The following is a 23993-nucleotide window of genomic DNA, read 5'->3' as shown; positions in this document are numbered from 1 at the left end:
CGCCGCCGTTCGGGCGTCACCTCGGGTTTCCGGCGGTCCGGCGTCCTGAAGCACGAACCGGCGCAGGCCCATCACTGCCCGATCCGCATCCGCGCGCATCGGTGCTTAGCCCGTGAGGCGGGATCATGAAACGTATATTCGTTATCGCACTTGCACTCGCACTACCCGCCTCGTCCGTGCTCGCGGCCGAAGGCGCGGACCCGTCGAAAGACATCCGCATCGCCGGTCCCGACGCGCTCGGCAGCTACTGGTCGCCGGTCGATCCCGCTTCGGCAGTGACCTACCCGCCGGACCTGGCCGCGCGGAAGGTGACCGGCTGCGTGACGCTCGCCTACATGGTGGAGCCGGACGGCAGCACCTCGGGGTTCCGGACGCTGGAGGCCGATGCGAGTGCGCGCTCGCCCGTCGCGCGGCGGCAGGCGATCGAGCGGTTCGCGCAGGCCGCGGCCGGCGCCGTCGCACAGTGGCGGTACCAGTCCAAGGGCGAGGCGCGCCGCACGCTCACCGCGACCACGGTGCAGTTCGACGACGGCGGCACCGGCTCCGCGCAGCGCTGCGGCAATGGCGACCTGGCCCGTGCGCTCGACAAGGGCAAGAACTGGGATCGCGCGCTCCGGGATCTCTACGAAGCGAAGAGCCGCTACTGGACGGCGCCCCAGAACGAGCGCCAGCCCAGCGCCTTCATCAAGTAGGGGGCGCCGCTCGCGGCCACGGGCCGCGCGAGCCCGTGGCGCTTCGGCGGGCGGCCGCCCGCCGCTGAAATCGTATGCAGCCCGGCCGGTATAATGCCGGCCCCCGATTCCAGCGCGCCAAGGACCCCGAATGAGCATCGAACAGCTTGCCGAAACCGCCCAGGCGATGGTCGCCCCGGGCAAGGGCATCATCGCGATCGACGAGTCGACGAACACCATCGCCAAGCGCTTCGCGGGCGTCGGGATCGAGAACACCGAAGAGAACCGCCGGGCCTATCGCGAGCTGCTGCTCTCCACGCCGAACCTGGGCCAGTACATCTCGGGCGCGATCCTGTACGACGAGACGATCCGCCAGTCGACCAAGGACGGCACGCCGTTCACCCAGCTCATGGCCGCGAACGGGATCATCCCGGGCATCAAGGTCGACAAGGGCCCGCAGCCGCTGGCCGGCTTCCCGGGCGAGGTGGTGACCGAAGGCCTCGACGGCCTGCGCGGCCGCCTCGAGGAGTACTACCGCCTCGGCGCGCGCTTCGCCAAGTGGCGCGCGGTCATCAACATCGGCGACGACATCCCGACGGGCACCGCGATCGAGGCCAACAGCCACGCGCTGGCGCGCTACGCCGCGCTCTGCCAGGAGCAGGGCCTCGTGCCGATGGTCGAGCCGGAAGTGATCATGGACGGCAGCCACGACATCGACACCTGCTACGAGGTCACGGAAGTCGTCCTGCGCTCTCTGTTCGGCGCGCTGTACGAGCAGAACGTGATGCTCGAGGGCACGATCCTGAAGGCCTCGATGGTCATCCACGGCACCGAGTCGCCCGAGAAGGCCTCGATCGAGGAAGTCGCTGCGGCCACGCTGCGCTGCCTGAAGTCGACCGTGCCGGCGACCCTGCCGGGCATCGTATTCCTGTCGGGCGGCCAGTCCGATGCCGACGCGACCGCGCACCTCAACGCCATGAACCAGGTGGGGCAGCTGCCGTGGCCGCTGTCGTTCTCCTACGGCCGCGCGATGCAGCAGGCCGCGCTGAAGCTCTGGGCGCAGGACATGCAGGGCAACTACGCCAAGGCGCAGGAAACGGTGTTCGCGCGGGCGCGCGACAACGGCCTGGCCGCCATGGGGCAGTGGCAGGGCGCCTGATCATCACCCCGCGTCACCACGGAACGCCGGCCTTCGGGCCGGCGTTTTCGTTGGCGGCCGCTTCGCGCGTTGACACCACGGATGCAACGGTGAGGCCCGATCGGCGTCACACGGTCCAGTACCGATGACACGGGCCGTCACGAGCGGGCTGGCTAGAATCCCCGGTTCCCCCGCAGTCCCGAGCCGCATGCGACCGATCCGCGCGTTCGCTTTCCTCGCCATCGCCGCCGTCCTGGCGGGCTGCGGCAAACCCGCCGCCGGTCCCGGCAAGGGCAAGGGCGGTGACGACCGCCCCGTCACCGTCACCACGCAGGTGGTGCGGCCCCAGCCGTTCGCCGACACCCTCCAGGCGCTCGGTACCGTGCGTGCGCGGGAGTCCGTGACGGTCACTGCGAGCGTGTCCGAGAAGGTGCAGTCGGTGCATTTCGACAGCGGCGACACGGTGCGTGCCGGCGCGCCGCTCGTCACGCTGAGCGGGCAGGCCGAGCAGGCGCAGCTGGGCGAGGCACAGGCGGCCGCGAGCGAGGCGGAGAAGCTGTATCGCCGCCAGTCCGAACTCGCCGCGCAGCAGCTCATCGCGCGCTCGCAGCTCGACACGCAGCGGGCGACGCGCGATGCCGCCGCGGCGCGGGTGGCGCAGGTCCGCGCGCAACTGGCGGACCGGGTGATCCGCGCGCCGTTCGGCGGCGTGCTCGGGCTGCGGCAGGTGAGTCCCGGTTCGCTCGTCACGCCGGGCACCGTCATCACCACGCTCGACGATCTTTCCACCGTGTTCGTCGACTTCCCCGTGCCCGAGACCCGGCTCTCGCAGGTCGGTCCCGGCGCGCGCGTCGCGGGTACGGCCGCGGCCTACCCGGACCGGCGCTTCGAAGGCACCGTGGCCACCGTCGACGCACGCATCGACCCCGCGACGCGCGCGCTCACGGTCCGCGGCAAATTCCCGAACGCCGACCGCGCGCTCAAGCCCGGCATGCTGCTCACGGTCGACATCGCGCGCGCCGAGCGTCCGGCGCTGCTGGTGCCGGAAATCGCGGTGGTGCAGGTCGGCGCCGAGTCGTACGTGTTCCGCGTGCGGGACGGCAAGGCCGAGCGCGCCGACGTCAGCCTGGGCACGCGCCGCGACGGCCGCGTCGAAGTGCTGTCCGGCCTCGCGGCGGGCGACACGATCGTGGTCGACGGCACCGGCAAGCTGAAGCCCGGCGCGAAGGTCGTCGACGCCGGCAAGGCGCCGCGCGGCCGCTCCGCATGACGCCCGCGGGCGGACGCCGCCCGCCGCACACGCCGCTTCGCGCGGCCGCCACGGACGGCGCACCCGATCGACCCCGCCCGCGCCGCCGGCGCCGGAGCCCGATGCGATGAACCTGTCCGACCTCTCGATCCGCCGCCCCGTGTTCGCGACCGTGATGAGCCTGCTGCTCATCACCCTCGGCGTGATGGCCTTCAGCCGGCTCACGCTGCGCGAGCTGCCGGCGATCGACCCGCCGGTCGTGTCGGTGAACGTGAGCTACCCCGGCGCGTCCGCCGGCGTGGTCGAGACGCGCATCACGCAGGTGCTGGAGGACGCGCTGTCGGGCATCGAGGGCGTGGAGTCCATCGAATCGCGCAGTGTCAACGGGCGCTCGTCGATCTCGGTGGAGTTCACCCTGTCGCGCGACATCGAGTCGGCCGCCAACGACGTGCGCGATGCGGTGAGCCGCGTGGTCGACCGCCTGCCCGACGAGGCCGACGCGCCCGAGATCGCGAAGGTGGAGAGCGACGCCGATCCCATCATCTGGCTCAACATGAGCAGCAAGACGATGGACACGCTGCAGCTGTCGGACTACGCGGACCGCTACATCAAGGACCGGCTGGCGTCCGTCGAAGGCGTCGCGCAGGTCCGCATCGGCGGCGAGCAGCGCTACGCCATGCGCGTCTGGCTCGATCGCGACGCGATGGCCGCGCGCGGCGTCACCGTCGACGACATCGAGGGCGCGCTGCGCGCCGAGACCGTCGAGCTGCCGGCGGGACGCATCGAATCGCAGACGCGCGACTTCACCCTGCGCGTGGCGCGCAATTACCAGAAGCCGGTCGATTTCGCCCAGATCCCGCTGAAGAAGGGCGACGACGGCTACGTGGTGCGGCTGGGCGACGTGGCCAAGGTCGAGCTGACCACCGCCGAGCGCCGCGCCTATTACCGCAGCAACGGCGAGAACAACATCGGCCTCGGCATCGTGAAGACGTCGACGGCCAATTCGCTCGACGTCGCACGCGCGGCGCGTGCGGCGATCACCGAGATCCAGCCGACGCTGCCGCAGGGCACGGACATCTTCGTCGCCTTCGACACCACCACGTTCATCGACGCGGCGGTCGAGCGCGTCTACCACACGCTGATCGAGGCGATCGTCCTCGTGCTGGTGGTGATCTGGCTGTTCCTCGGCAGCTTCCGCGCCGCGCTGATCCCGGCGGTGACGGTGCCCGTCTGCCTGGTGGCCGCGTTCATTCCGCTCTACGCCTTCGGCTACTCGATCAACCTGCTGACGCTGCTCGCGCTGGTGCTATGCATCGGGCTGGTGGTCGACGACGCCATCGTCGTGCTCGAGAACATCCAGCGCCGCGCGGACCTCGGCGAGCCGCGGCTGGTCGCCGCCGCGCGCGGCACCAAGCAGGTCGCGTTCGCGGTCATCGCGACCACCGCCGTGCTGGTCTCGGTGTTCCTGCCGATCGGCTTCATGCAGGGCAATACCGGCCGCCTGTTCCGCGAGCTGTCGGTCGCGCTCGCCGGCGCGGTGGCGTTGTCGGCCTTCGTCGCGCTGACGCTGACGCCGATGATGTCCTCGAAGCTCGTGCGGCCGCACAACGAGGAGAAGGCCAACCCGGCGACGCGCTGGGTGAGCGCGCGGCTGGAATCGACGAGTGCGCGCTACCGGCGCTTCCTCGACCGCACCGTGGAGCGGCCGTGGATGTTCGCGCTGGTGATGGTCGCGGCGCTCGCGGCGAGCTTCGTGCTGTTCAAGGTGGTACCGAGCGAGCTGGCGCCCGCGGAGGACCGCGGCTTCTTCCAGGTGGCGATCACCGGTCCGGAAGGCGCCGGGTTCGACTACACGGTCGGGCAGGTGCAGCAGGTCGAGAAGATCATCGCCTCGCACACGGGCGAGGGTAAGGAGATCCAGCGCTACAACCCGCGCGTGCCCGGCGGTTTCGGCGCGAGCGAAGAGATGCACACCGGCCGCATCGCGGTGTTCCTGCAGGACTGGGACAAGCGTGAACACAGCACCGCCGACGTCGCCGACAGCCTGAAGAAGGAGTTCGGCCGGTTGCCGGGGGTGAAGGTGGCGGCGCAGGTCAGCGGCGGGCTCGTGCGCTCGCGCGGGCAGCCGATCAACATCGTGCTGGGCGGCCCGGACTACGCCGACCTGGTGAAGTGGCGCGATGCGCTGCAGGCGCGCATGGAGCAGAACCCCGGCTTCTTCGGCGTGGATTCGGACTACAAGGAAACGCGCCCGCAGATGCACGTGGAGATCGACCGCGCGCGCGCCGCCGACCTCGGCGTCAGCGTGACCGAGATCGGCCACACGCTCGAGACGATGATGGGCGGCCGTCGCGTCACCACGTTCGTGCGCAACGGTGAGGACTACGACGTGATGGTGCAGGGCGACCGCACCACGCGCGCGTCGCCGGCCGACCTCGAGGCGATCCAGGTGCGCGGCCGCGACGGGCTGGTGCCGCTGTCCAACCTCGTCACGCTGAAGGAAGTGGCCGAGGCCGGCAGCCTCAACCGCTTCAACCGCCTGCGCGCGATCACGCTGAGCGCCGGCCTCACGCCGGGCTACCGCATGGGCGATGCGATCGCGTTCCTCGAGCAGGCGGTGAAGGACGAGTTGCCGGAGCAGGCGCAGATCGACTGGAAGGGCGAATCGCGTGAATACCAGCAGGCGGGCGGGGCCGTCGTGCTGACCTTCGCGCTCGCGCTGCTGGTGGTGTTCCTCGTGCTGGCGGCGCAGTTCGAGAGCTTCATCCACCCGCTGGTGATCATGCTGACGGTGCCGCTGGGCGTGCTCGGCGCGCTGCTGGGCATCTGGATCACGCACGGCACGCTGAATCTCTTCAGCCAGATCGGCATCGTGATGCTGGTGGGCCTGGCGGCGAAGAACGGCATCCTGATCGTCGAGTTCGCCAACCAGCTCCGCGACGAAGGCCGCACGATCCACCAGGCGATCGTCGAGAGCGCGAGCGTGCGACTGCGGCCCATCCTCATGACCTCGATCGCGACCGTGGTCGGCGCCGTGCCGCTGGTGCTCGCGGGCGGCCCCGGTTCGGCGAGCCGTGCGGCGATCGGCGTCGTCGTGATCTTCGGCGTGTCGTTCTCGACGCTGCTCTCGCTGTTCGTCGTGCCCGCGTTCTACGTGCTGCTGGCCAAGTACACGCGCTCCCCGGATGCGGTGTCGCACGAGCTGCAGGCACTGGAGGCGACGACGCCGCAGGTGGGCGGCCACGCCTGAGCCGACACGCGGCGGCCACGCGGCCGCGGCGAGGCTGTGGGCATGGAGAACGTCGACGTTGCGATCGTGGGCGCCGGCATCGCGGGGCTCGCCTGCGGTGTCGCGCTGTCGGATGCGGGTTTCCGCGTCCTGGTGCTCGAGGCCGCCGACACGCCCGGCGGGCGTGCGCGCAGCTGGACCGACGCGACCACGGGCGATCGCGTCGACATCGGGCCGCACATCCTGCTGTCCGAGTACCGCAACATGCTGGCGTGGCTCGAGCGGCTCGGCACCGCGTCGCAGGTGCGCTGGCAGCGCGAGCGCTTCCTGACCCTCGTGGACCCGCCGCATGCGCCGGTCGCGGTGCGCGTCGGGCGCCTGCCGCCGCCGCTGCACATGCTGCCCAGCATGCTCGCGATCCCGCAGCTGTCGCTGCGCGACACGCTCTCGAACGCGCGCCTCATGTGGCGCATCGCGCGGCTCACGCCGCAGGCGCTGCAGGCGCTGGACGGCACCACCGCGGAGGCGCTGCTGCGCGCCGACGGCGTCTCGCCGCGTTACGTCGACTGGTTCTGGCGCACCGCCGCGATGACGGTGATGAACGTGCCGCTGAACGCGTGCTCGGCGGCCGCGCTGCTTCAGCTGTTCCGCTACCTGATGGGCGTGGGCAGTTATCGCGTCGGCTTCGCGCGGGTCGGGCTGGGCGATCTGTACGTGCCGCAGGCGGTGCGCGCCATCGAAGCGGCCGGCGGCCGCGTGCGCACTTCGACACAGGCCGCGTCGCTGCGGATCGATGGCGACCGCGCGACGGGACTGCGCCTGCACGACGGCACGGAGATCCGCGCACGCGCCTGCGTCGCCGCCGTGCCGCCGGCCGAACTCGCCGACCTGCTGCCGCCGGGCTGCGAGGCCTCGCATCCGCCGTTCGCGCGCCTGCGCGATTTCGCGCCGAGCCCGTACGTCAGCACGTACCTCTGGTTCGACCGCGTGCTTGGTCCGGCGCGGTTCTGGTCGAACGTGTGGGCGCCGGATCGCCTCAACTACGACTTCTACGACCTCGCGCACATCCGCGACGACCTCGTGGACCGGCGCTCCGTGATCGCGGCGAACATCATCTACAGCGATCGCCTGCCTCCGCTCGACGATGCGGCGATCATCGAGGCGACGCGGCGGGAACTTTGCCTGCACGTGCCGGAAGCCGCGCACGCGCGCCTCGTGCACGCGGCGGTCCACCGGATCCCGATGGCGATCCCGGCGCCGTTTCCGGGCAGCGAGGCGATGCGGCCCGTGGCGGTCACGCCCATCGACGGGCTTGTGCTGGCCGGCGACTGGCTGCAGACGGGGCTGCCCGTGTCGATGGAGAGCGCGGCGCGCGCGGCGGCGCTCGCAGCCGAGGCGGTCTGCACCTCGCTGGGCCGGCCGCGGACGATCGTGAAGCCGCTGCCGCGGGTCGAGGGCCTGTTCGCGCTCGCGGGCCGCGGCCGCATGCCATGACCGCACGCGACGGCCCATCGGAGACAATGCAGGCCCGTTCCGCGTGGTCGATGCCATGAACCGCCCTTCCGGCCCCTGGGGCCGCCCGCCGGCACCCTCCCGCGGCGACGCGCCGACCGGCGTCCAGCCCCGCGACGAACTGCGCCTGTACGGCCTCAACGCGGTGCGCGCGGTGTTCGCGCGGCGCCCCGACGCGATCCGCAAGCTCTACCTCGCCGAAGCCCGCATTCCCGACCTGCAGCCGTTGCTGCGCTGGTGCGTGGCGAACCGCGTCGGCTACCGCGTGGTCGACGCGCCCGACCTGCAGAAGCTCGCCGCCGGCTCGCACCACGAGGGCGTGGTCGCCGACGTGCTGCGCGAGGCGCCGATGCCGCTGTCGACGTGGCTGCGCGACCTTCCCGCCGGTCCGCAATGCGCGCTCTGGCTCGACGGCGTCGGCAACCCGCACAACTTCGGCGCGATCCTGCGCTCGGCCGCGCATTTCGGCATCGCGGCGATCCTGCTGCCGAAGGATTCGACGCTCGCGCTCTCGGGCGCCGCCGCGCGCGTGGCCGAGGGCGGCGCGGAAGCGGTGCCGCTGGTGCGGCTGGGTCGCGCCGACAATTCGATCGCGCAGCTGCACGGCGCGGGCTTCCGCCTCGCCGCCACGGTGGTGGAGGACGGCGACGACCTCTTCGACTGCGCGCTGCCCTCGCGCCTGGTCTACGTCATGGGCGCGGAAGGCGAGGGCATGGACCGCGCGTTCGCGAAGGCCTGCGACCTGCGCCTGTCGATTCCCGGCAGCGGCGCGGTGGAAAGCCTCAACGTGGCCGCCGCGACCGCGGTGATGCTGGCCGAGTGGCGCCGGCGCACGCGCTGATTCCGGTCAACCCGTCGGCGCTGCCGCGCCGAGCGACGGTGCCAGCGGGAGCGTCGCCTCGATGCAGGTCAGGCCCGGCCGGCTGTCGAGGCGCAACGCGCCGCCCAGCTGCCGTGCGCGTTCGCGCATGGTGATCAGGCCGAGCCCGGCGCGGTGGTCGGGCGAGATGCCGCAACCGTCGTCCTCGATGCGCAGGCGCAGCTCCACGTCGTCGCACTCGAGCTGCAGGGCGACGCGACCGGCGCGCGCATGCCGCAGGACGTTCGTCATCGCCTCCTGCGCGATGCGGAAGCACGCGAGTTCGACGTCGCGCGGCGGGCGGCACTCCAGCGCCGGGATGTCCAGTTCGAGCTTGGGGTAGTCGGCCCGGAACAGGGCATTGGCCTGCCAGCGCAGCGCCGCCTCCAGGCCGAGCGCGTCGAGCTGCGGCGGACGCAGCAGCAGCGAGAGGTCGCGCAGCTTGACCACGGTCTGGTCGGCGATGGCGGCGATCTCGCGCGCCGTCTCCTGCACGATGGCCGCGCGCGGAGGCTCCGGCTCGTGCCACAGCGCGGCGGCGCAGAGCTTGATCGTGGTGATCGCCTGGCCGATGTCGTCGTGCAGTTCGCGCGAGAGCGAGGCGCGTTCGTCCTCCTGCACGGTCATCAGGCGGCGCGCGAGCGTCTCCAGCTCCGCGCGCTGGCGGTCGACGCGCGCGGCGAGCGCATCGCGCGGCCCGAGGTCCGTGACCAGCAGGACGCGCGCGTCGCCGATGCCGCGCGCGGCCACGTGCACCGGCGTGCGCCGGCCGTCCACGCGCCGGAGCTCGACGTCGGCGGACACGTCGCCCGATGCCTGCAGCAGGGCGTCGGCGCGCTCGCCCTGGAACAGCGTGGCGGCATCGAGACCGTCGATCGAAGCTGCCGTCCCGCCCAGCAGACGGCGGGCGGGGCCGTTGGCGTCATGTACGTGGCCGTCGATGACGACCAGCAACGCGCCGGGAAGCCGCGGCACCAGATCGGGCAAGGCATCGGCCGGTGCGGCGGCGTGGCGGGCCCGGCGCACCGCCGCCGCGGCGAAGGCGGCGGCCGCCAGCACGGCGACCACCACGGTGGCCCCGGCGCGCAGGCCGAGGGACAGGCCGTACGGCACGCCGGCCGCGATCAGCGCGACCGCGAGGAGCAGGAGCGCCGTGGTGCGTGCATCGGCGCGGGAGTCGCGGTCGTCCATCGACATGCGGCGAGTGTGCGCGCGGGCCGCGCAAAACGAAACGGGGCCGCGCACCGTCGCCGGCACGCGGCCCCGCGGGGATCGCGATCAGAACAGCTCGATGCTGCCGGCGTCCATCGACTGCTGCATCACCGGCTTGTGCGGCGGGCGTTCCCATTCGCCGCGCATGCCGGCGATGCGCTGGGCGATCTGCCCGAGCGCGCGCTGCACTTCGACGTCGTGGTGCGGGCGGTGCAGCAGTTCCTGCAGCGCGACCGCCTCGCGGTTGATCGATGCGAGCCGCTCGAGGTGCACGTTGGCCGCGCCCAGTGCCTGCGTCGCGATGTCCTCGAACTGCAGCGAGCGCACGGCTTCGGCGACGGAGCCGTCGATCGCGCGGCCGCATTCGGAGATCTCGCGCATGCCATTGCCGAGCGAGCGGTTGATCACCTCGACGCGGTCGAGCATCGCGGCGGCTTCGCCGCGCGCCGAGCGGGCGCGGTCGATGTCGCGCGACGCCATCGTGGTGACGGTCTCGCGCACCTTGTGGATCGCGTCCTTCGAGCTGAAGGCGAGCTTGCGGATCTGCTCGTTGAACGCGGTGCTGCGCTCGGACAGGTTGCGCACCTCGTCGGCGACGACCGCGAAGCCGCGACCGGCCTCGCCGGCGCGCGCGGCCTCGATGGCGGCGTTGAGCGCGAGCAGGTTGGTCTGGTCGGCGATCGACTTGACGTCTTCCAGCAGCGCGAAGATGCCGTCGAGGTGCCCGGCCATCGCGTCGATGTGCGTGACGGTGTGGCTGCTCTGGCCGCTCACGGCTTCGAGCGCTTCCACGAGCTGTTCCATCTGCTGGCTGGCCTGAAGCGCGAAGCGCTGCACGTCGACGCCGCTGTTGCCGTCGGCACGATCGATCAGGCGTCCCACCACCTGGTTCTGCTCGCGCGACTTGCGGTTCACCGCCTCGAAGCTCGTGCCCAGCTTGGCCACGGCCTCGCGGATCAGGTCCTTGGTGCGGTCGAGCTCGTGCTTGCTGCCGTTGATCTCGGTCGACACGAAGGTGCGCAGCTCGTCGAGCACGCGCATCTGCTCGCGCACCATCGAGACCTGCTTGCCCCCGGTGTGGCTGACGGACCAGGCGAAGGCGAGCCAGGCGGCGCTCATCGCCACCATCGCGCCCCATTTGACCGCGACGGGCCAGTCGAGCCCGACGGCGAGCATGACGAGCAGGGTGAGCGCTACGGGCGCTGCGATTCGGATTAGTACGCGGGAGTCCATCGCGGCTCTCTTGCGGAGGTTCAATGGCGATAACGGCATCGCCGGGCGCTGCTTTAGCGGTGCGCGTCCCGGTTTGGTGCATGGATACGCGGTTTTTCGCGCGCTGCAGGCCTCGCGCACGCCCCGATCAGTCGCGATCGGTGCCCACGAGCAACCGTGTCGCGACGTCCTGCAGCGGCACCACCTGCTGCGCGGCGCCGCGCGCCACGGCGGCGCCCGGCATGCCCCAGACGACGCAGGTCGCCGCGTCCTGCGCGAGCGTGGTCGCGCCGGCATCGCGCAGGGCAAGCAGCCCGCGGGCGCCGTCCTCGCCCATGCCGGTGAGCAGCGCCGCGCTCGCGTTGCGCCCGGCCTGGGCCGCGACCGATTCGAACAGCACGTCCACGCTCGGGCGATGACCGTTTACGGGCGCGTCGTCGCCGAGCCGGCAGACCCAGCGCGCGCCGCTGCGCTGCACGCGCAGGTGGCGGCCGCCGGGCGCGACGTAGGCATGGCCTGGCAGGATCTGCCGGCCATCCTCGGCCTCGATTACGGTCATCCGGCTGTGCCGGTCGAGGCGCTCGGCGAACGGGCGGCTGAACTGCGCGGGGATGTGCTGCGCGATGACCAAGGCGGGCGCGTCGGCGGGCATCGACGACATCACCTCGCGGATCGCCTCGGTGCCGCCGGTGGACGCGCCGATCGCGATCAGTCGGTCGGTGGTGCGATAGCTCATCGCCGACGGCGTCGCCGACGCCGCCCGGACCTCGCGGCGCGCCACGCGCGCGTTCGCCGCGGCCTTGACCTTGGCCTGCAGCAGCGTGGCGTACTCGGCCATGCCGCGCGCGACGTCGAGCCCGGGCTTGGTCACGAAGTCGACGGCGCCGAGCGCGAGCGCGTCGAGCGTGACCGACGCGCCGGCCTCGGTGAGCGACGAGACCATCACCACCGGCATCGGGCGCAGGCGCATCAGGTTCTGCAGGAAGGTCAGCCCGTCCATGCGCGGCATCTCGATGTCGAGCGTGAGCACGTCGGGCTGGAGCTGCTTGATCTTCTCCCGCGCGATGAACGGGTCGGCGGCCGCGCCCACGACCTGGATCCCCGGGTCGGCGGCGAGCAGCTCGGTCATCAGCTGGCGGATCAGCGCCGAATCGTCGACGACGAGCACCCGGACCGGGCGCCCGTCGGAAGCGGCGGTCATGAGAACAGTTCCACGCTGCCGGCGACCGGCGTATGCGACAGGCGACCGTACAGCGCACGCTCGGCGCGCACGATTTCCTCGTCGCGCGTGACCGGCAGGTGGCGCACCAGCACGCGGCCGGTCTGCGCGAAGAAGCAGACCTTGCGCGGATGCACGTCGCCGAGGTCCTGCGCCAGCACCGGGATGCCTTCATTGCCGAGGTAGTCCAGCACGAAGCGCGCATTGCGCGTGCCGATCGGGTCGCTGGTGAAGCCGCGCAGCACGTTGCCGCCGCCGAACACCTTGGCCTGCAGGCGACCTCGCCGCGCGCCGCGCTTGAGCAGGTCGTTGATCAGCAGTTCCATCGCGTGCGCGCCATAGCGCGCGCTGCCGTCGGACTTGGCGGCCATCGCCGCGGGCTCGGTGTCGGGCAGCATGAAGTGGTTCATGCCGCCGACGCCGATCGCCGGGTCGTAGATGCACGCCGCTACGCACGAACCCAGCAGCGTCACCAGCGCGATCGGCTGGTCGGTGACGCGGTAGTCGGCCGGCAGGAGCCGGAACGCATGCGTCTGCAGCGCCTCGTCGAAGTAGGTGCCGGGATCGGCGATGGCGAGCGCGGCGGCCATGTCAGCGCTTGGGCTGGTAGATCGTGCGGCCGCACGGCGTGAACAGGTCGGCCGCGTGGTTGAAGCTCTCCGAATGCCCGGCGTACAGGCGGCCCTCGGCGGCGAGCAGCGGGCGCATGCGCTGCAGCACCCGGTACTGCGTCGGCTTGTCGAAATAGATCATCACGTTGCGGCAGAAGATCGCCGCCAGCCCCGGCGCGACGGGGTACGACGCGTCGAGCAGGTTCACCGGACGGAACTCGACGAGCTCGCGCAGGGCGGGCTTGACGCGGCACTGTCCCGCGTTCGGTCCGGCGCCACGCAGGAAAAACGCCTGCCTGCGCTCGTCCGACAGCGCGGCGATGCGCTCGATCGCGTAGACGCCGCGTTCGGCCGTCTCCAGCACCTGCGTGTCGATGTCGCTGGCGAGGATGCGCACCGGCGGCGCGTGCGTGCCGAACGCCTCGCAGGCGGTAATGGCGAGCGACCACGCTTCCTCGCCCGTCGACGCCGCGGCGCACCAGATGCGCAACGGCGCGTTCGCGGTCGGCGCGAGCGCGCGCATCTGCGCGACCAGCGCGTCGAAATGGTAGCCCTCGCGGAAGAACGAGGTCAGGTTGGTCGTGAGCGCGTTGACGAACGCCTGCCATTCGTCCGCATCGGCGTCGGTCTCCAGCGCGTCGAGGTAATCGCGGAAGCGCTCGAAGCCGCCGGCGCGCAGGCGGCGCACCAGTCGGCTGTAGACCATGTCGCGCTTGTGCGGGCCGAGCGAGATGCCGGCATGCCGGTGGATGAGCCGGGCGATGCGAGAAAAATCGCGCTCGTCGAAATCGAATGCGCGTTCGAGTGCGGCGCCGACGGGCAGTTCGTCGGTACGTCGCCGCGCGGTCGACTCAGCCATCCTGCGGCTCCGGCGCGAGCCAGGGCGCGCGGACCGGGTCGGACGCCTGTGCCGCGAGCCACTTGTCGAACGCCCTGGGCGCCAGCGCGGGCGAATACAGGAAGCCCTGCGCCGCGTTGCAGCCGAGCCCGCGCAGCAGCGCGGCCTGCGCGTGGTTCTCCACGCCCTCGGCGGTGACGTGCAGCTCCATGTTGCGCGAGATCAGCACGATCGAGCGCACGATCGCCGCGTCGCCGCGGTTGTCGAGCATGTCGCGCACGAACGAGCGGTCGATCTTGACGCGGTCGATCGGGAACCGCTGCAGCATCGACAGCGACGCGAAGCCGGTGCCGAAGTCGTCGAAGGACAGCTTGACGCCGCGCCGCCGCAGCGCGGCGAGCGCGCGCGAGGCGTTGTCGTCCGGATTGAGCGCGATGGTCTCGGTGATCTCCAGCTCGATCCGTTCCGGCGCCAGCCCGGTCTCGAGCAGCGCCGCGTCGACGTCCTCGCCGAGATCGGTCTCGTGCACCTGGCCGGGGAACAGGTTGATGCTGATCGCGACCGGGCGGCCGCCCACGTCGGGCCACGACGCGGCGTCGCGGCAGGCCTGCCGGATGATCCAGCGGCCGACGTCGTTGGCGAGCGCGCTGCCGGCCAGCACGTCGAGGAACGCGGCGGGCGGCAGCAGGCCGCGCTCGGGATGGCGCCAGCGCAGCAGCGCCTCGGCGCCGAAGGTGAGCCCGCTCGCCAGATCGATCTGCGGCTGGTAGTGCAGCTCGAACTCGCCGCGGGCGAACGCGCGGCGCAGCTCGATCTCGAGCATGCGGCGCTCGATCACCTCGCGGCGCATGCCCAGGTCGTAGCGGCACCACTGGCGACCGCCGCGCGCCTTGGCCTTGTAGAGCGCGAGGTCCGCGCGTGCGATCAGCTCGCTCGCGCTCGGCAGCGAATCCTCGGTATTGAGCTCGGCGCGCACGGCGACGCCCACGCTCGCCTCGAGGTGGATCGGCGAGCCGGCGACGTCCATCGGCTCGCCGACGACCAGCAGCATGCGGTCGAGGTGCGCGCCGACCTCGTCGTCCGGGATGCCGGCGAACAGCACGCCGAATTCGTCACCGCCGAAGCGGCCGACGTGCGCGCTGGCCGGCAGCGCCAGGCGCAGCCGCGAGGCCGTGGTCTGCAGCACGCTGTCGCCGGCCGCGTGGCCGAGCGTGTCGTTGATCGTCTTGAAGTTGTCGATGCCCAGCAGCGCGAGTGACAGCGGTGCGTCCGTGGCTTCCAGGTGCGACGTGAGCGTTTCCACCAGCGCGGTGCGGTTGGGCAGGCCGGTGAGCGCATCGTAGAGCGCGAGCTGGCGCAGCGTGGCCTGCTGCGCGAGATCGTCGGTGATGTCGCGCAGGATGATGGCCTTGCCCTGGCCGCGGCCCAGCTGCCAGGTGCAGCGCGAGGCTTCGAGCGTGCGCACGTCGCCGTTGGGGCCGAACGCACGCAGGCGGGCCTGCGGCGCACGGCCGAGCGCGGCATCCACGTCGGCGGCGTGCAGCCAGGCGCTCGCGGCGACCGGGTCGACCTGCAGCTGCGACGGGAACAGCAGCTCGACCGGCATGCCGCGCATGCGTCGGCCGCGCATGCCGAACAGCAGCTCGGCGGCGCGGTTGGCCAGCGTGACCTGGCCGTCCTCGTCGGTGATGATCATCGCGCTGAAGCCGGCCTGCATGATCTGCGTCGCGATGCGGTTGCGCCGTTGCAGCGCGTGGCGCTCCACGAGGCGCTCGCCGAGCGCTGCGAGCCGGTCGAGCGCCTGCAGCGTGTCGCGTCCGCAGGACGGGCGCGGCTGGCGGTCGGCGACGGCCAGCGTGCCGATCGCGCTGCCGTTCTCGCCGAGCAGCACCTGCGCGTGCAGGAAGCGGATGCCCGGGTAGGCGGCCACGAGCGTGGCGCCCGCGAAGCAGGCGTCCTCGCGCGCGTCGGCGACGGTCAGGCGCGGGACCTCCGCATCGAGCGTGCCGGGCAGTGCGAGCAGCTGCGGATCGAGACCCGCGTCGACGCCGAAGCGCGCGACCACGCGGGCCGGTGCGTCGCCCTCGGCGAAGGCGATCCACGCGAACGGGGTGTCGGCCACGCGCGCGGCCAGGGCGACGAGGTCGCCGAACTCCTCGCCGAAGGCGATCGCATCGTGCCCGTCGCTGACCCGCAGGCCGCGCTCGCTCACATCATTCGCCGGGGGGGAAGAGAACGGCATCGTCGATCCTTCATTCGCTGCGGATCCGCCCGGTGGACGGAAACCTGCGCCGTTGGTTTATCGGCGATATCCGCGTCGACTTGATGCGGCCCGTGCAGGCGCGTACTGCCGGTTGCGGCATCCGTCACACTGCGAACGGCGTCCGGTCACGGAACCCGCAACGACGAACGCCGGCACGGGGCCGGCGTTCGCGGGTGAGCGGGCAGGGCGGTCAGAACTCCTGCCAGTGCTGCTCGTTTCCGGTGGCCTTGGCCTTGCGGGGCTTCGGCGTCGCGACCGCCGCGACCGCCGGTCGCACCGCCGCCTGCGCCTTCACCGGTTCGACCGCACGCGCCAGCGCCGCGCTGACCTCGGCGCTGGCAGCGTCGAGGCGGAATGCCGCGACGGTATCGACCAGCTGCACCGCCTGCTGCTCCAGCGAGCGCGCGGCGGCGGAGGCTTCCTCGACCAGCGTCGCGTTCTGCTGGGTGGACTCGTCCATCTGCAGGATCGCCTGGTTGACCTGCTCGATGCCGCTGGTCTGCTCCTGCGACGCCGCGGAGATGTCCGCGATGATGTCGGAAACGCGCTTCACGCTCGTCACGATCTCCTGCATCGTCTGGCCGGCCTGGTCGACCAGCTGTGTACCTTCGCCGACCTTCTCCACCGAGTCGTTGATCAGGCCCTTGATCTCCTTCGCCGCCTGCGCCGAACGCTGCGCGAGCGAGCGCACTTCCGAGGCCACGACCGCGAAGCCGCGGCCCTGCTCGCCGGCGCGCGCGGCTTCCACCGCCGCGTTGAGCGCGAGGATGTTGGTCTGGAACGCGATGCCGTCGATGACCGAGATGATGTCGACGATCTTGCGGCTGGCCGCGTTGATCGCGCCCATGGTGTCGACCACCTTGTTCACCACCTGGCCGCCGTGCTGCGCCACGTCGGCGGCGCCGATCGCGAGCTGGTTGGCCTGGCGCGCGTTGTCGGCGTTCTGGCGCACCGTCGAGGTCAGTTCTTCCATCGACGAGGCGGTTTCCTCGAGCGATGCGGCCTGCGACTCGGTGCGGGCCGAGAGGTCGTTGTTGCCCGAGGCGATCTCCGCCGCGGCCGTGTTGATCAGCTGGCTGCCCATGCGGATCTGGCCGACGATGCCCGAAAGCTGGTGCACCGTGCGGTTCGCGTTGCGCGCGAGCTCGCCGAACTGGCCCGGCATCGCCTCGTCCGCGTTCTGCGTGAGGTCGCCGTCGGAGACCGCGGCGAGCAGCGAACCGACCTCGCGCAGGCCGTGGTCGGCGCTCTGCATCAGCGTGTTGAGGTTGGCCACCATGTCGGCGTAGATGAACTCGTAGGCATCGGCGTCGCCGCGCTGCGAGAAGTCGCCGGCCTTCGCGGCGTCGACCAGCGCGCGGATCTCGCCGGTTACCTGGAGCATGCCGGCCTTGACCGCGTCCATCGCCTGCGTGATGCGCGCCTTCTGGCCCGGGTAGCGCTCGATGTCGTGCGACAGGTCGCCGCGGGCGTACTGCGCGACGAGGTCCATGACCTTCATCTGCGAGTCGATGTGCGAGGCGACCAGCGTGTTGAGGTCGTCGGCCATCACGCCGTAGGAGCCCGGGAACTGGTCCGCGTCGATCCGATGGTCGATGTTGCCGGCCTGGTGCTCGTTGAACATGTCCTGCTGGGCGCGCGCGAAGCCGCGCAGCGCCACCACCACGTTCTCGATGCCGTCGCCGATCACGCGCAGCTCGTCGCGGCTGTCCACGCCCACCTTGTCGGGGAACTGGCCGGCGGCGAGCAGCTCCGCGGCGTTCTTGATCTTCGTGAGCGAGTTACGCGTGCTGCGGCTGAAGCCGAGGACCAGGTACGCCGCGAGGCCGAGCGACAGGAACACGATCGCGATGACGATCAGCGACTTGTTGCGCAGCGTCGCGACCTGGTCCGTTGCCGCCTTGTCGAGCGCCCCGCTAAGGGCGTCCGCAGCCACCTTCACCGACGCGCGCATCGCCTCGTTCTGCGCGGCCATGGCGGCGATCGGATAGTCCTGCGTCTCCGCGTCGATCACGTTCTTCTGCACGAAGGCCTTGTGGTTGTGGATCGCCTTGATGGCGGCATCCAGCGGGTCCTTCACCTTCGCCGCGACCGGCGGATCGGCCTTTTTGAGCTCCTCGAGGTCGAGGCGGATGCGGTCGATCAGGAACTGCTCCATGTCGCCCGCCGAGGCGAAGTCGGCACGGTCGTCGGCCCAGATCGACTGCTCGCCGAGCACGTGGATGGCCGACGCGCCGTACTGCGAGCTGGCGTCGCTGAGCAGCGGCAGCCAGTCGGCGACCGCGCGGCTGGCATAGAACATGGCGGGGTCGCTGACCAGGCTCATGCCGCTGTCGACGTCGACCTGCTTGACCAGCAGCCGCGCCTGGCGCAGCGCCTCGTTGTGCGCGGCGATCGACTTGGCGGGATCGGTCTCAGCGACCATCGCCTTCGCCCACGCGGCCTTGACCGCGCCGATCTGCTTCGCGAGCGGAGCACCGTCGAGGCGGTCGTTCTGCCAGGCCTCGACCGACGCGAGCCCCTTGTCCACGGCCGCCGCCGTCTTCGCGACCGCGTCCGCGGTAACCGGCGCCTTGTAGATCTGGCGCAGCATGAGACCGCGGTGCTGCTGCATGGCGAGCATCGCGTCGTTCATCGTGTGCATCGGCTCCGAGGCGCTGCCCGCGAGCTTCGCCGCCGACATGCCGTGGTAGGTCGACGTGGCGATGAAGCCCGTGAGCACCGCGCAGGTGAGGACGAACGAAGCGCCGATCACCACGGCCTTCTGCGTGAAGCGGAGCTTGGACATCAGTCGCGTCGCGGGGGCGAGGGCCCGATCGGCGAGAGACGAAGTGTTGGAGCGCATGACAGCCTCGGGCGGAAGACCCTTCATGGGTCGGCTGAAAGCGTCAACGGCGCGGGCGCATCGAACTTTAGTGACCGCCGTCAGGCTTCCGGGACCGCGCGCTGCCACCTCTATCCCTCGTCCCGCGCACGCAGCAGCGGCGGGTTTGCGACGGCGGTCATGAACGCGCGATCCGGCCGACGTCGTAGCGCCCCCGCACCTAAAGATCGCCCGCGCCGGGCCGATGGCGGGCTCAGGGCGCCGCGTGGCGCCGTGCAACCGTTGTCAGGAGAAACCCCATGATCCGTTCCCTCGTGTTCGCCGTCGCGCTGGCGCTCGGCGCCGCGTTGCCGGCCCAGGCTGCCGACCTCAAGCCGGTCAAGCGCGTGGAGCCGCAGTACCCGCCGGAGGCCGCGCGCGCGGGCACCACGGGCTATGTCGACGTCGAATTCGAAGTCGACCCGGCCGGCAAGGTGGCGGCGGTGTCCGTCGTCAGCGCCAAGCCCACCCGCACCTTCGAGCAGGCCGCCGTGCGCGCGGTCAAGCAGTGGCAGTTCGAGCCGGGCGGTGGCAAGGGCAAGGTGCGCCTGAACTTCTCGCTGTAAACGCGACGGCGACGCCTCGCGCGTCGTCGACCGCCATCGCTCCGCCGCCGTGATGCATCGACGGCGACCGCGATGGCGTATGCGCGTCGGCCACAACGCAAACGGCCGCCCTCGGGCGGCCGTTTGCGTTGCCCGGCGCCGCGATCAGCGCGGCGGCGGGGTGCGCAGGCTGCCGTCCTGGCGCGTCGACGCCTGCGTCGCCGCCAGTTGCTCCACGTCGACGTCCGTGCGGTGCAGCGTGTCCTCGATCGTCTCGGTCCGCACGTTCGCCTGCTTGCCGACCTCGACCTCCTCGACCACGCGCGCCTGCTTCTGGACCACCGGCACTTCCGCGCGCTCGCGCAGCTCGAACTCGCGGTCGCCCAGGTCCAGCGAGCCGGCTTCCTCCGGGCTCAGCACGCGATCGACGGGCCGACGCTGGACGATGGCGCGCTCCTCGCAGAGCTGCACCTGCTCGCGCACCGGGCGCTCGGTGACGAACTGGCGCACGCGCACGCCGCCGCGTTCGATGACGCGCTTGCCGACGTCGAGCCGTTCCTCGACGACCTTCAGCGTGTCGGCGCCCGCAAGACGGTCCTGCGAACCGTCCGCCTGCCAGCCGCGCGCACGCTCGTCGACGTCGATCGCCCCGGCGCTTTCCAGCAGCGTCTCGACGTGGCTGGTATCGGCCGCTTCGGGCAATGTCACGGTCAGCATAGCCGAGCCGCGGCGCACCGCCTCGGAGTAGGTGTCGACCGTCGTGTCGTCGTCGCCGAGGCCGAAGAGTCGCGCGAAGAAGCCCCGATGCTCGCCCGTGTCGGCGGTCGTCGAGCGGGCATGCATCGATTCGTTGTTGGTGAGGTGGACCGCGCCGCTGTCCAGGCCGTCGCGCAGCAGCAGGTCGCGTGCGCGCTCGGCGTCGGCGAGCGAATCGAACATTCCGACCAGGGTGGTGGCCATCAGGGGTGTCTCCTTGCGTGGGGAGGGGTGCCCGCGTCGCCAGCGCGGTCAGTGCGGAGGCGCCGCGCCTCCGAGGGATTCGTGCTCGATGCTCACGTCCTGCCGCCGCAGCCGCACGGGCTGCGACGCGTCGACCGTCGCGATGCGGCGCCGGATGTGCAGTTCTTCCTTCAGCACCAGCTGGCGATGGACGACGATCGTCTCCTCGTGCACGGGCACGATGGTGACGTCGCCCTCCTGCCGTACGTCGAGCGGCGCATCCACGGGCCGCCCGATGGCGACGCGCTCGACGATCACGTCCTCGCGTTCGAGCGGCATCTGCACGAGTTCCTCGTGCTCGCTCGTGGTGGTGCGCACGCGGACGATGCCGGTGTCGACGCGCTGCTTGCCGACCGACAGCTCCTCCTGCACGACCGGCAGGGTGATGCCTTGCATGCCGTCGCGCCGCATCGCGGCATCGGCGGGTGCGTCGAAGGTCGGGGAGCGGGGGAAGATCGGCATGGCGTCCGTCGCTGCTGCGCAAGTGGAGGTGCAGTGCAACAGGACGGTTGTAAATCGATGGCGAAATATCCGCTGCGCATGCGGCGCCGCCGTCGCAACGGCCGGTGTCGGTTCAGGCGCGCCGCGGCGCCGCGCGTGCAAATGAAACGGGCCGCGACGTCGCCGTCGCGGCCCGCGGCTGCGCGAACGTCGTGGATCAGGCCGCGATCGACTGCTCGACCAGGCCCATTTCCTCGCTCGTCATCAGCCGCTCGATGTCGAGCAGGATCAGCATGCGCTCGTCGACGACACCGAGACCGGTGAGGAACTGACGATCGATGGCCGAGCCGAGGTCGGGCACGGCGCGCACCTGCGAAGGATCCAGCCGCAGCACGTCGGACACGCCGTCGACCACCACGCCGATCGTGCGTCCGGCGACGCTCAGCACGATCATCACCGTGGTGTCGTCGTAGGTGGCCTGCGAGAGCTTGAACTTCAGTCGCATGTCCACCACCGGCACGATCAGGCCGCGCAGGTTGATCGCGCCCTTCACGAATTCCGGTGCGCCCGGCAGGCGCGTGACCTGGTCGTAGCCGCGGATCTCCTGCACCTTCAGGATATCGACGCCGTACTCCTCGGCGCCGAGGGTGAACGTGAGGTACTCGTGGTCGGCGATGCCGGCGTTGGCGGTTTCGGTGTTCATCGTGGGGCTCCGGCGCGGCTCAGGCCGCGTCCTTCAGTCGCAGGTGCTGGGCGAGGCCGTCGGCGTCGACGATCAGCGCGACGCGGCCGTCGCCGAGGATCGTCGCGCCGGACACGCCCGGTACCTTGCGGTAGTTGGTTTCGAGGTTCTTGATCACGACCTGCTGCTGGCCGAGCAGCTCGTCGACCTCCAGCGCGATGCGGCCGCGCTCGCTCTCCACCACGACGGCGATCGGCGAGGCATCGAGCACGTTCACCGTGGCACCCACGCCCAGCCCGTACTGCTCGGCGAGGTTGAGCATCGGGATGTAGTCCTCGCGCAGCCGCAGCACGCGGTCGCCGCCGCCGATCGTGCGCACGTCGTCGGCGCCCGGCTGCAGCGATTCGACCACCATGTTGAGCGGCAGCACGAATACCTCGTCGCCGACCGCGACGGTCATGCCGTCGAGGATCGCGAGGGTGAGCGGGAGGCGGATCACCATCGTCGAGCCCTTGCCGGTCTCGCTTCGGATGTCGACGCTGCCGCCGAGCGCCTGGATGTTCTTGCGCACCACGTCCATGCCCACGCCGCGGCCGGAGACGTCGGTGAGCTTGTCGGCGGTGGAGAAGCCGGGGTGGAAGATCAGCTCCCACACCTGCGCATCGGTCGGGTTCGCCTCGACCGGCAGGTTCCGCTCGGCCGCCTTCGCGAGGATCTTCTCGCGATTCAGGCCGCGGCCGTCGTCGGTGACCTCGATGACGATGTGGCCGCCCTGGTGCACCGCGCTCAGCGCGATCGTGCCGGTCTCGTCCTTGCCGGCGGCGCGGCGGTCGTCGGGCGCCTCGAGGCCGTGGTCGATCGAGTTGCGGATCAGGTGCACGAGCGGGTCGACGATCTTCTCGATCACGCCCTTGTCGAGCTCGGTCTGCTCGCCCTTGGTCACCAGCCGCACCTTCTTGCCCAGGCGCGTGGCGAGGTCGCGCACCATGCGCGGGAAGCGGCTGAAGGCGAAGTCGACCGGCAGCATGCGGACGCTCATCACTGCTTCCTGCAGGTCGCGCGAGTTGCGCTCGAGCTGGCCGATCGCGGCCAGCAGCCCTTCGAACTGCACGGGGTCGAGGTTTTCGGTGCGCTGCTGGATCATCGCCTGCGTGATCACCAGCTCGCCGACCAGGTTGATCAGCGCATCGACCTTGTTGACGCCGACGCGGATCGAGCTCTCGGCCGCGCTGCCGCCGGCGGCGGGCACGTGCGCGTCGGCGGCGTCGATCGCGACCGGCGTTTCCACGATGGGTTCCGGCGCGGCTTCGGGCTCGATGGCTTCGATGACGAGGTCGCACTGATCCTCGACCCAGGCGAACACGTCGTCGATCGCGGCGCGCTTGACCGTGCCCGGCAGCTCGAACGACCAGCCGAGGTAGGCATTGACCGGATCGAGTGCGGCGAACGCGGGCAGCGTGTCGTCGAAGCAGGTGATGTCGCGTGCGCCGAGCTCGTCGAGCTCGCGCAGCATGCGCAGCGGGTCGTTGCCGCTGAGGACCAGCGACGGGAACGGGCGGAACGACACGCGCCAGCACTCGGGCCCGTCCGCCTTCGGCTTCGCAGCGGCGGCGGGCGCCGCGGCGGGCGCGCCCGTCAGCAGCGTGTCCAGCTCGGCCTTGCTCGCGTCGATCGCGGGCTGGTCGAGCGCGCCGCCGTTCTCGGCGTAGTCGAGCATGCCGCGCAGCACGTCGACCGAGGTCAGCAGCACGCTGACGGCGGCGGAGTCGAGGTGTCGCTTGCCCGCGCGCGCCTCGTCCAGCAGCGTCTCCATCACGTGGGTGAAGTCGCTGATGAAGCGGAAGCCGAACGTGCCGGCGCCGCCCTTGATCGAGTGGGCGGCGCGGAAGATCGCGTTGATCGTGTCGGCGTCGGCGCGGCCCGCCTCCATGCCGAGCAGGCCCGACTCCATCGTGTCGAGGCCTTCGCGGCTCTCCTCGAAGAAGGCCGCGTGGAACCGGCTCATGTCCATGGCGCGGCGCTCCCGTGGATCAGCCGAGGACCTTGCGGACCGTCGCCAGCAGCTGCTCCGGGTCGAACGGCTTGACCAGCCAGCCGGTGGCGCCCGCGGCACGCCCTTCCTGCTTCTTGTCGGTGCCGGACTCGGTGGTGAGCATCAGCAGCGGCGTGAAGCGGTAATCCGGCAGCTGGCGCAGGTTCTTGATCAGCTCGATGCCGTCCATGCGCGGCATGTTGACGTCGGTGACGACCGCATCGAAGCGGCGCGTCTTGGCGATGTCGAGCGCCGCCTGGCCGTCCTCGGCCTCGCTCACGTTGTAGCCGCCCGACGACAGCGCGAACGCGACCATCTGCCGCATGGAAGTGGAATCGTCGACGATCAGCAGTTGCGCGCTCACGCGTATCTCCGTTTACAGCTTGTTGTGTTCGACGCCCAGGCTCACCGCGAGCGC

Annotated in this window: 19 protein-coding genes; 7 read left to right on the top strand and 12 right to left on the bottom strand. The window is 71.1% G+C overall.

Annotated features, from left to right (window positions below; all coding sequences use genetic code 11):
- The first annotated feature begins 125 nt into the window (after window positions 1–125).
- The 6 genes from E4F61_RS11145 to E4F61_RS11120 all read left to right on the top strand — a co-directional run bounded on the left by E4F61_RS11145 (window position 126) and on the right by E4F61_RS11120 (window position 8640).
- Complete coding sequence (locus E4F61_RS11145; protein ID WP_133479650.1) at window positions 126–692, top strand: energy transducer TonB; 567 nt, start codon at window positions 126–128, stop codon at window positions 690–692.
- Window positions 693–822: 130 nt separating this feature from the next.
- Entirely contained in the window at window positions 823–1830 is a 1008-nt protein-coding gene (locus E4F61_RS11140; RefSeq protein WP_133479736.1) for a class I fructose-bisphosphate aldolase, read from the top strand.
- Between the two features lie 187 nt (window positions 1831–2017).
- The gene (locus E4F61_RS11135) at window positions 2018–3079 is read left to right on the top strand and encodes an efflux RND transporter periplasmic adaptor subunit (RefSeq protein WP_133479735.1); all 1062 of its coding nucleotides are present in this window, start codon (window positions 2018–2020) and stop codon (window positions 3077–3079) included.
- A gap of 106 nt (window positions 3080–3185) precedes the next feature.
- Entirely contained in the window at window positions 3186–6308 is a 3123-nt protein-coding gene (locus tag E4F61_RS11130) for an efflux RND transporter permease subunit (RefSeq protein ID WP_133479734.1), read from the top strand.
- Between the two features lie 42 nt (window positions 6309–6350).
- On the top strand, window positions 6351–7781 hold the full coding sequence (hpnE, locus tag E4F61_RS11125) for a hydroxysqualene dehydroxylase HpnE (RefSeq protein WP_133479733.1): 1431 nt from the start codon (window positions 6351–6353) through the stop codon (window positions 7779–7781).
- A 55-nt stretch (window positions 7782–7836) separates the two neighbouring features.
- A complete protein-coding gene (locus tag E4F61_RS11120) occupies window positions 7837–8640 on the top strand; it encodes a TrmH family RNA methyltransferase (protein WP_133479732.1) in 804 nt (267 codons plus the stop codon).
- Window positions 8641–8646: 6 nt separating this feature from the next.
- On the opposite strand, the gene E4F61_RS11115 is transcribed toward E4F61_RS11120, so the two are convergent.
- The 7 genes from E4F61_RS11115 to E4F61_RS15035 all read right to left on the bottom strand — a co-directional run bounded on the left by E4F61_RS11115 (window position 8647) and on the right by E4F61_RS15035 (window position 18801).
- Complete coding sequence (locus tag E4F61_RS11115) at window positions 8647–9855, bottom strand: sensor histidine kinase (protein WP_133479731.1); 1209 nt, start codon at window positions 9853–9855, stop codon at window positions 8647–8649.
- Window positions 9856–9936: 81 nt separating this feature from the next.
- Window positions 9937–11103, bottom strand: coding sequence for a methyl-accepting chemotaxis protein (locus E4F61_RS11110; RefSeq protein ID WP_133479730.1), 1167 nt, complete (start codon window positions 11101–11103; stop codon window positions 9937–9939).
- A 127-nt stretch (window positions 11104–11230) separates the two neighbouring features.
- Window positions 11231–12283: a protein-glutamate methylesterase/protein-glutamine glutaminase gene (locus E4F61_RS11105; protein ID WP_133479729.1), complete on the bottom strand. Its 1053-nt coding sequence runs from the start codon at window positions 12281–12283 to the stop codon at window positions 11231–11233.
- Complete coding sequence (gene cheD, locus E4F61_RS11100) at window positions 12280–12891, bottom strand: chemoreceptor glutamine deamidase CheD (protein ID WP_133479728.1); 612 nt, start codon at window positions 12889–12891, stop codon at window positions 12280–12282. The genes E4F61_RS11105 and cheD overlap by 4 nt, the downstream gene beginning before the upstream one ends.
- A gap of 1 nt (window position 12892) precedes the next feature.
- Complete coding sequence (locus tag E4F61_RS11095) at window positions 12893–13771, bottom strand: CheR family methyltransferase (RefSeq protein WP_133479727.1); 879 nt, start codon at window positions 13769–13771, stop codon at window positions 12893–12895.
- A complete protein-coding gene (locus tag E4F61_RS11090; protein ID WP_133479726.1) occupies window positions 13764–15992 on the bottom strand; it encodes a putative bifunctional diguanylate cyclase/phosphodiesterase in 2229 nt (742 codons plus the stop codon). Before E4F61_RS11090 ends, E4F61_RS11095 begins: the two co-directional genes overlap by 8 nt.
- Window positions 15993–16203: 211 nt before the next feature.
- Entirely contained in the window at window positions 16204–18801 is a 2598-nt protein-coding gene (locus tag E4F61_RS15035) for a methyl-accepting chemotaxis protein (RefSeq protein ID WP_338016012.1), read from the bottom strand.
- 335 nt (window positions 18802–19136) lie between these two features.
- On the opposite strand from E4F61_RS15035, the gene E4F61_RS11080 reads away from it, so the two are divergent.
- On the top strand, window positions 19137–19442 hold the full coding sequence (locus E4F61_RS11080) for an energy transducer TonB (RefSeq protein WP_133479725.1): 306 nt from the start codon (window positions 19137–19139) through the stop codon (window positions 19440–19442).
- A gap of 144 nt (window positions 19443–19586) precedes the next feature.
- Here E4F61_RS11080 and E4F61_RS11075 read toward each other — a convergent pair whose 3' ends face one another.
- The 5 genes from E4F61_RS11075 to E4F61_RS11055 all read right to left on the bottom strand — a co-directional run bounded on the left by E4F61_RS11075 (window position 19587) and on the right by E4F61_RS11055 (window position 23939).
- Window positions 19587–20381, bottom strand: coding sequence for a YsnF/AvaK domain-containing protein (locus tag E4F61_RS11075; protein WP_133479724.1), 795 nt, complete (start codon window positions 20379–20381; stop codon window positions 19587–19589).
- A 48-nt stretch (window positions 20382–20429) separates the two neighbouring features.
- Window positions 20430–20882 carry a YsnF/AvaK domain-containing protein gene (locus E4F61_RS11070; RefSeq protein WP_133479723.1) on the bottom strand — a complete coding sequence of 151 codons (453 nt, stop codon included), beginning with the start codon at window positions 20880–20882 and terminating at the stop codon, window positions 20430–20432.
- Between the two features lie 196 nt (window positions 20883–21078).
- The gene (locus E4F61_RS11065) at window positions 21079–21564 is read right to left on the bottom strand and encodes a chemotaxis protein CheW (RefSeq protein WP_133479722.1); all 486 of its coding nucleotides are present in this window, start codon (window positions 21562–21564) and stop codon (window positions 21079–21081) included.
- Window positions 21565–21583: 19 nt separating this feature from the next.
- Window positions 21584–23554 carry a chemotaxis protein CheA gene (locus E4F61_RS11060; protein ID WP_133479721.1) on the bottom strand — a complete coding sequence of 657 codons (1971 nt, stop codon included), beginning with the start codon at window positions 23552–23554 and terminating at the stop codon, window positions 21584–21586.
- Window positions 23555–23573: 19 nt separating this feature from the next.
- Window positions 23574–23939, bottom strand: a complete 366-nt coding sequence (locus tag E4F61_RS11055; RefSeq protein WP_133479720.1) for a response regulator — start codon at window positions 23937–23939, stop codon at window positions 23574–23576.
- Window positions 23940–23993: the final 54 nt, after the last annotated feature.

Source organism: Cognatilysobacter segetis (assembly GCF_004359965.1).
Lineage (GTDB): Bacteria > Pseudomonadota > Gammaproteobacteria > Xanthomonadales > Xanthomonadaceae > Cognatilysobacter > Cognatilysobacter segetis.
Note: the sequence above shows the minus strand (reverse complement) of the source record. Positions and strands in the feature narration are given on the sequence as shown.

Coding starts and splice junctions, on each gene's coding strand:
- E4F61_RS11145 (WP_133479650.1), top strand. CDS start 126: ATGAAACGTATATTCGTTATCGCACTTGCACTCGCACTACCCGCCTCG.
- E4F61_RS11140 (WP_133479736.1), top strand. CDS start 823: ATGAGCATCGAACAGCTTGCCGAAACCGCCCAGGCGATGGTCGCCCCG.
- E4F61_RS11135 (WP_133479735.1), top strand. CDS start 2,018: ATGCGACCGATCCGCGCGTTCGCTTTCCTCGCCATCGCCGCCGTCCTG.
- E4F61_RS11130 (WP_133479734.1), top strand. CDS start 3,186: ATGAACCTGTCCGACCTCTCGATCCGCCGCCCCGTGTTCGCGACCGTG.
- hpnE (WP_133479733.1), top strand. CDS start 6,351: ATGGAGAACGTCGACGTTGCGATCGTGGGCGCCGGCATCGCGGGGCTC.
- E4F61_RS11120 (WP_133479732.1), top strand. CDS start 7,837: ATGAACCGCCCTTCCGGCCCCTGGGGCCGCCCGCCGGCACCCTCCCGC.
- E4F61_RS11115 (WP_133479731.1), bottom strand. CDS start 9,855: ATGTCGATGGACGACCGCGACTCCCGCGCCGATGCACGCACCACGGCG.
- E4F61_RS11110 (WP_133479730.1), bottom strand. CDS start 11,103: ATGGACTCCCGCGTACTAATCCGAATCGCAGCGCCCGTAGCGCTCACC.
- E4F61_RS11105 (WP_133479729.1), bottom strand. CDS start 12,283: ATGACCGCCGCTTCCGACGGGCGCCCGGTCCGGGTGCTCGTCGTCGAC.
- cheD (WP_133479728.1), bottom strand. CDS start 12,891: ATGGCCGCCGCGCTCGCCATCGCCGATCCCGGCACCTACTTCGACGAG.
- E4F61_RS11095 (WP_133479727.1), bottom strand. CDS start 13,771: ATGGCTGAGTCGACCGCGCGGCGACGTACCGACGAACTGCCCGTCGGC.
- E4F61_RS11090 (WP_133479726.1), bottom strand. CDS start 15,992: ATGCCGTTCTCTTCCCCCCCGGCGAATGATGTGAGCGAGCGCGGCCTG.
- E4F61_RS15035 (WP_338016012.1), bottom strand. CDS start 18,801: ATGTCCAAGCTCCGCTTCACGCAGAAGGCCGTGGTGATCGGCGCTTCG.
- E4F61_RS11080 (WP_133479725.1), top strand. CDS start 19,137: ATGATCCGTTCCCTCGTGTTCGCCGTCGCGCTGGCGCTCGGCGCCGCG.
- E4F61_RS11075 (WP_133479724.1), bottom strand. CDS start 20,381: ATGGCCACCACCCTGGTCGGAATGTTCGATTCGCTCGCCGACGCCGAG.
- E4F61_RS11070 (WP_133479723.1), bottom strand. CDS start 20,882: ATGCCGATCTTCCCCCGCTCCCCGACCTTCGACGCACCCGCCGATGCC.
- E4F61_RS11065 (WP_133479722.1), bottom strand. CDS start 21,564: ATGAACACCGAAACCGCCAACGCCGGCATCGCCGACCACGAGTACCTC.
- E4F61_RS11060 (WP_133479721.1), bottom strand. CDS start 23,554: ATGGACATGAGCCGGTTCCACGCGGCCTTCTTCGAGGAGAGCCGCGAA.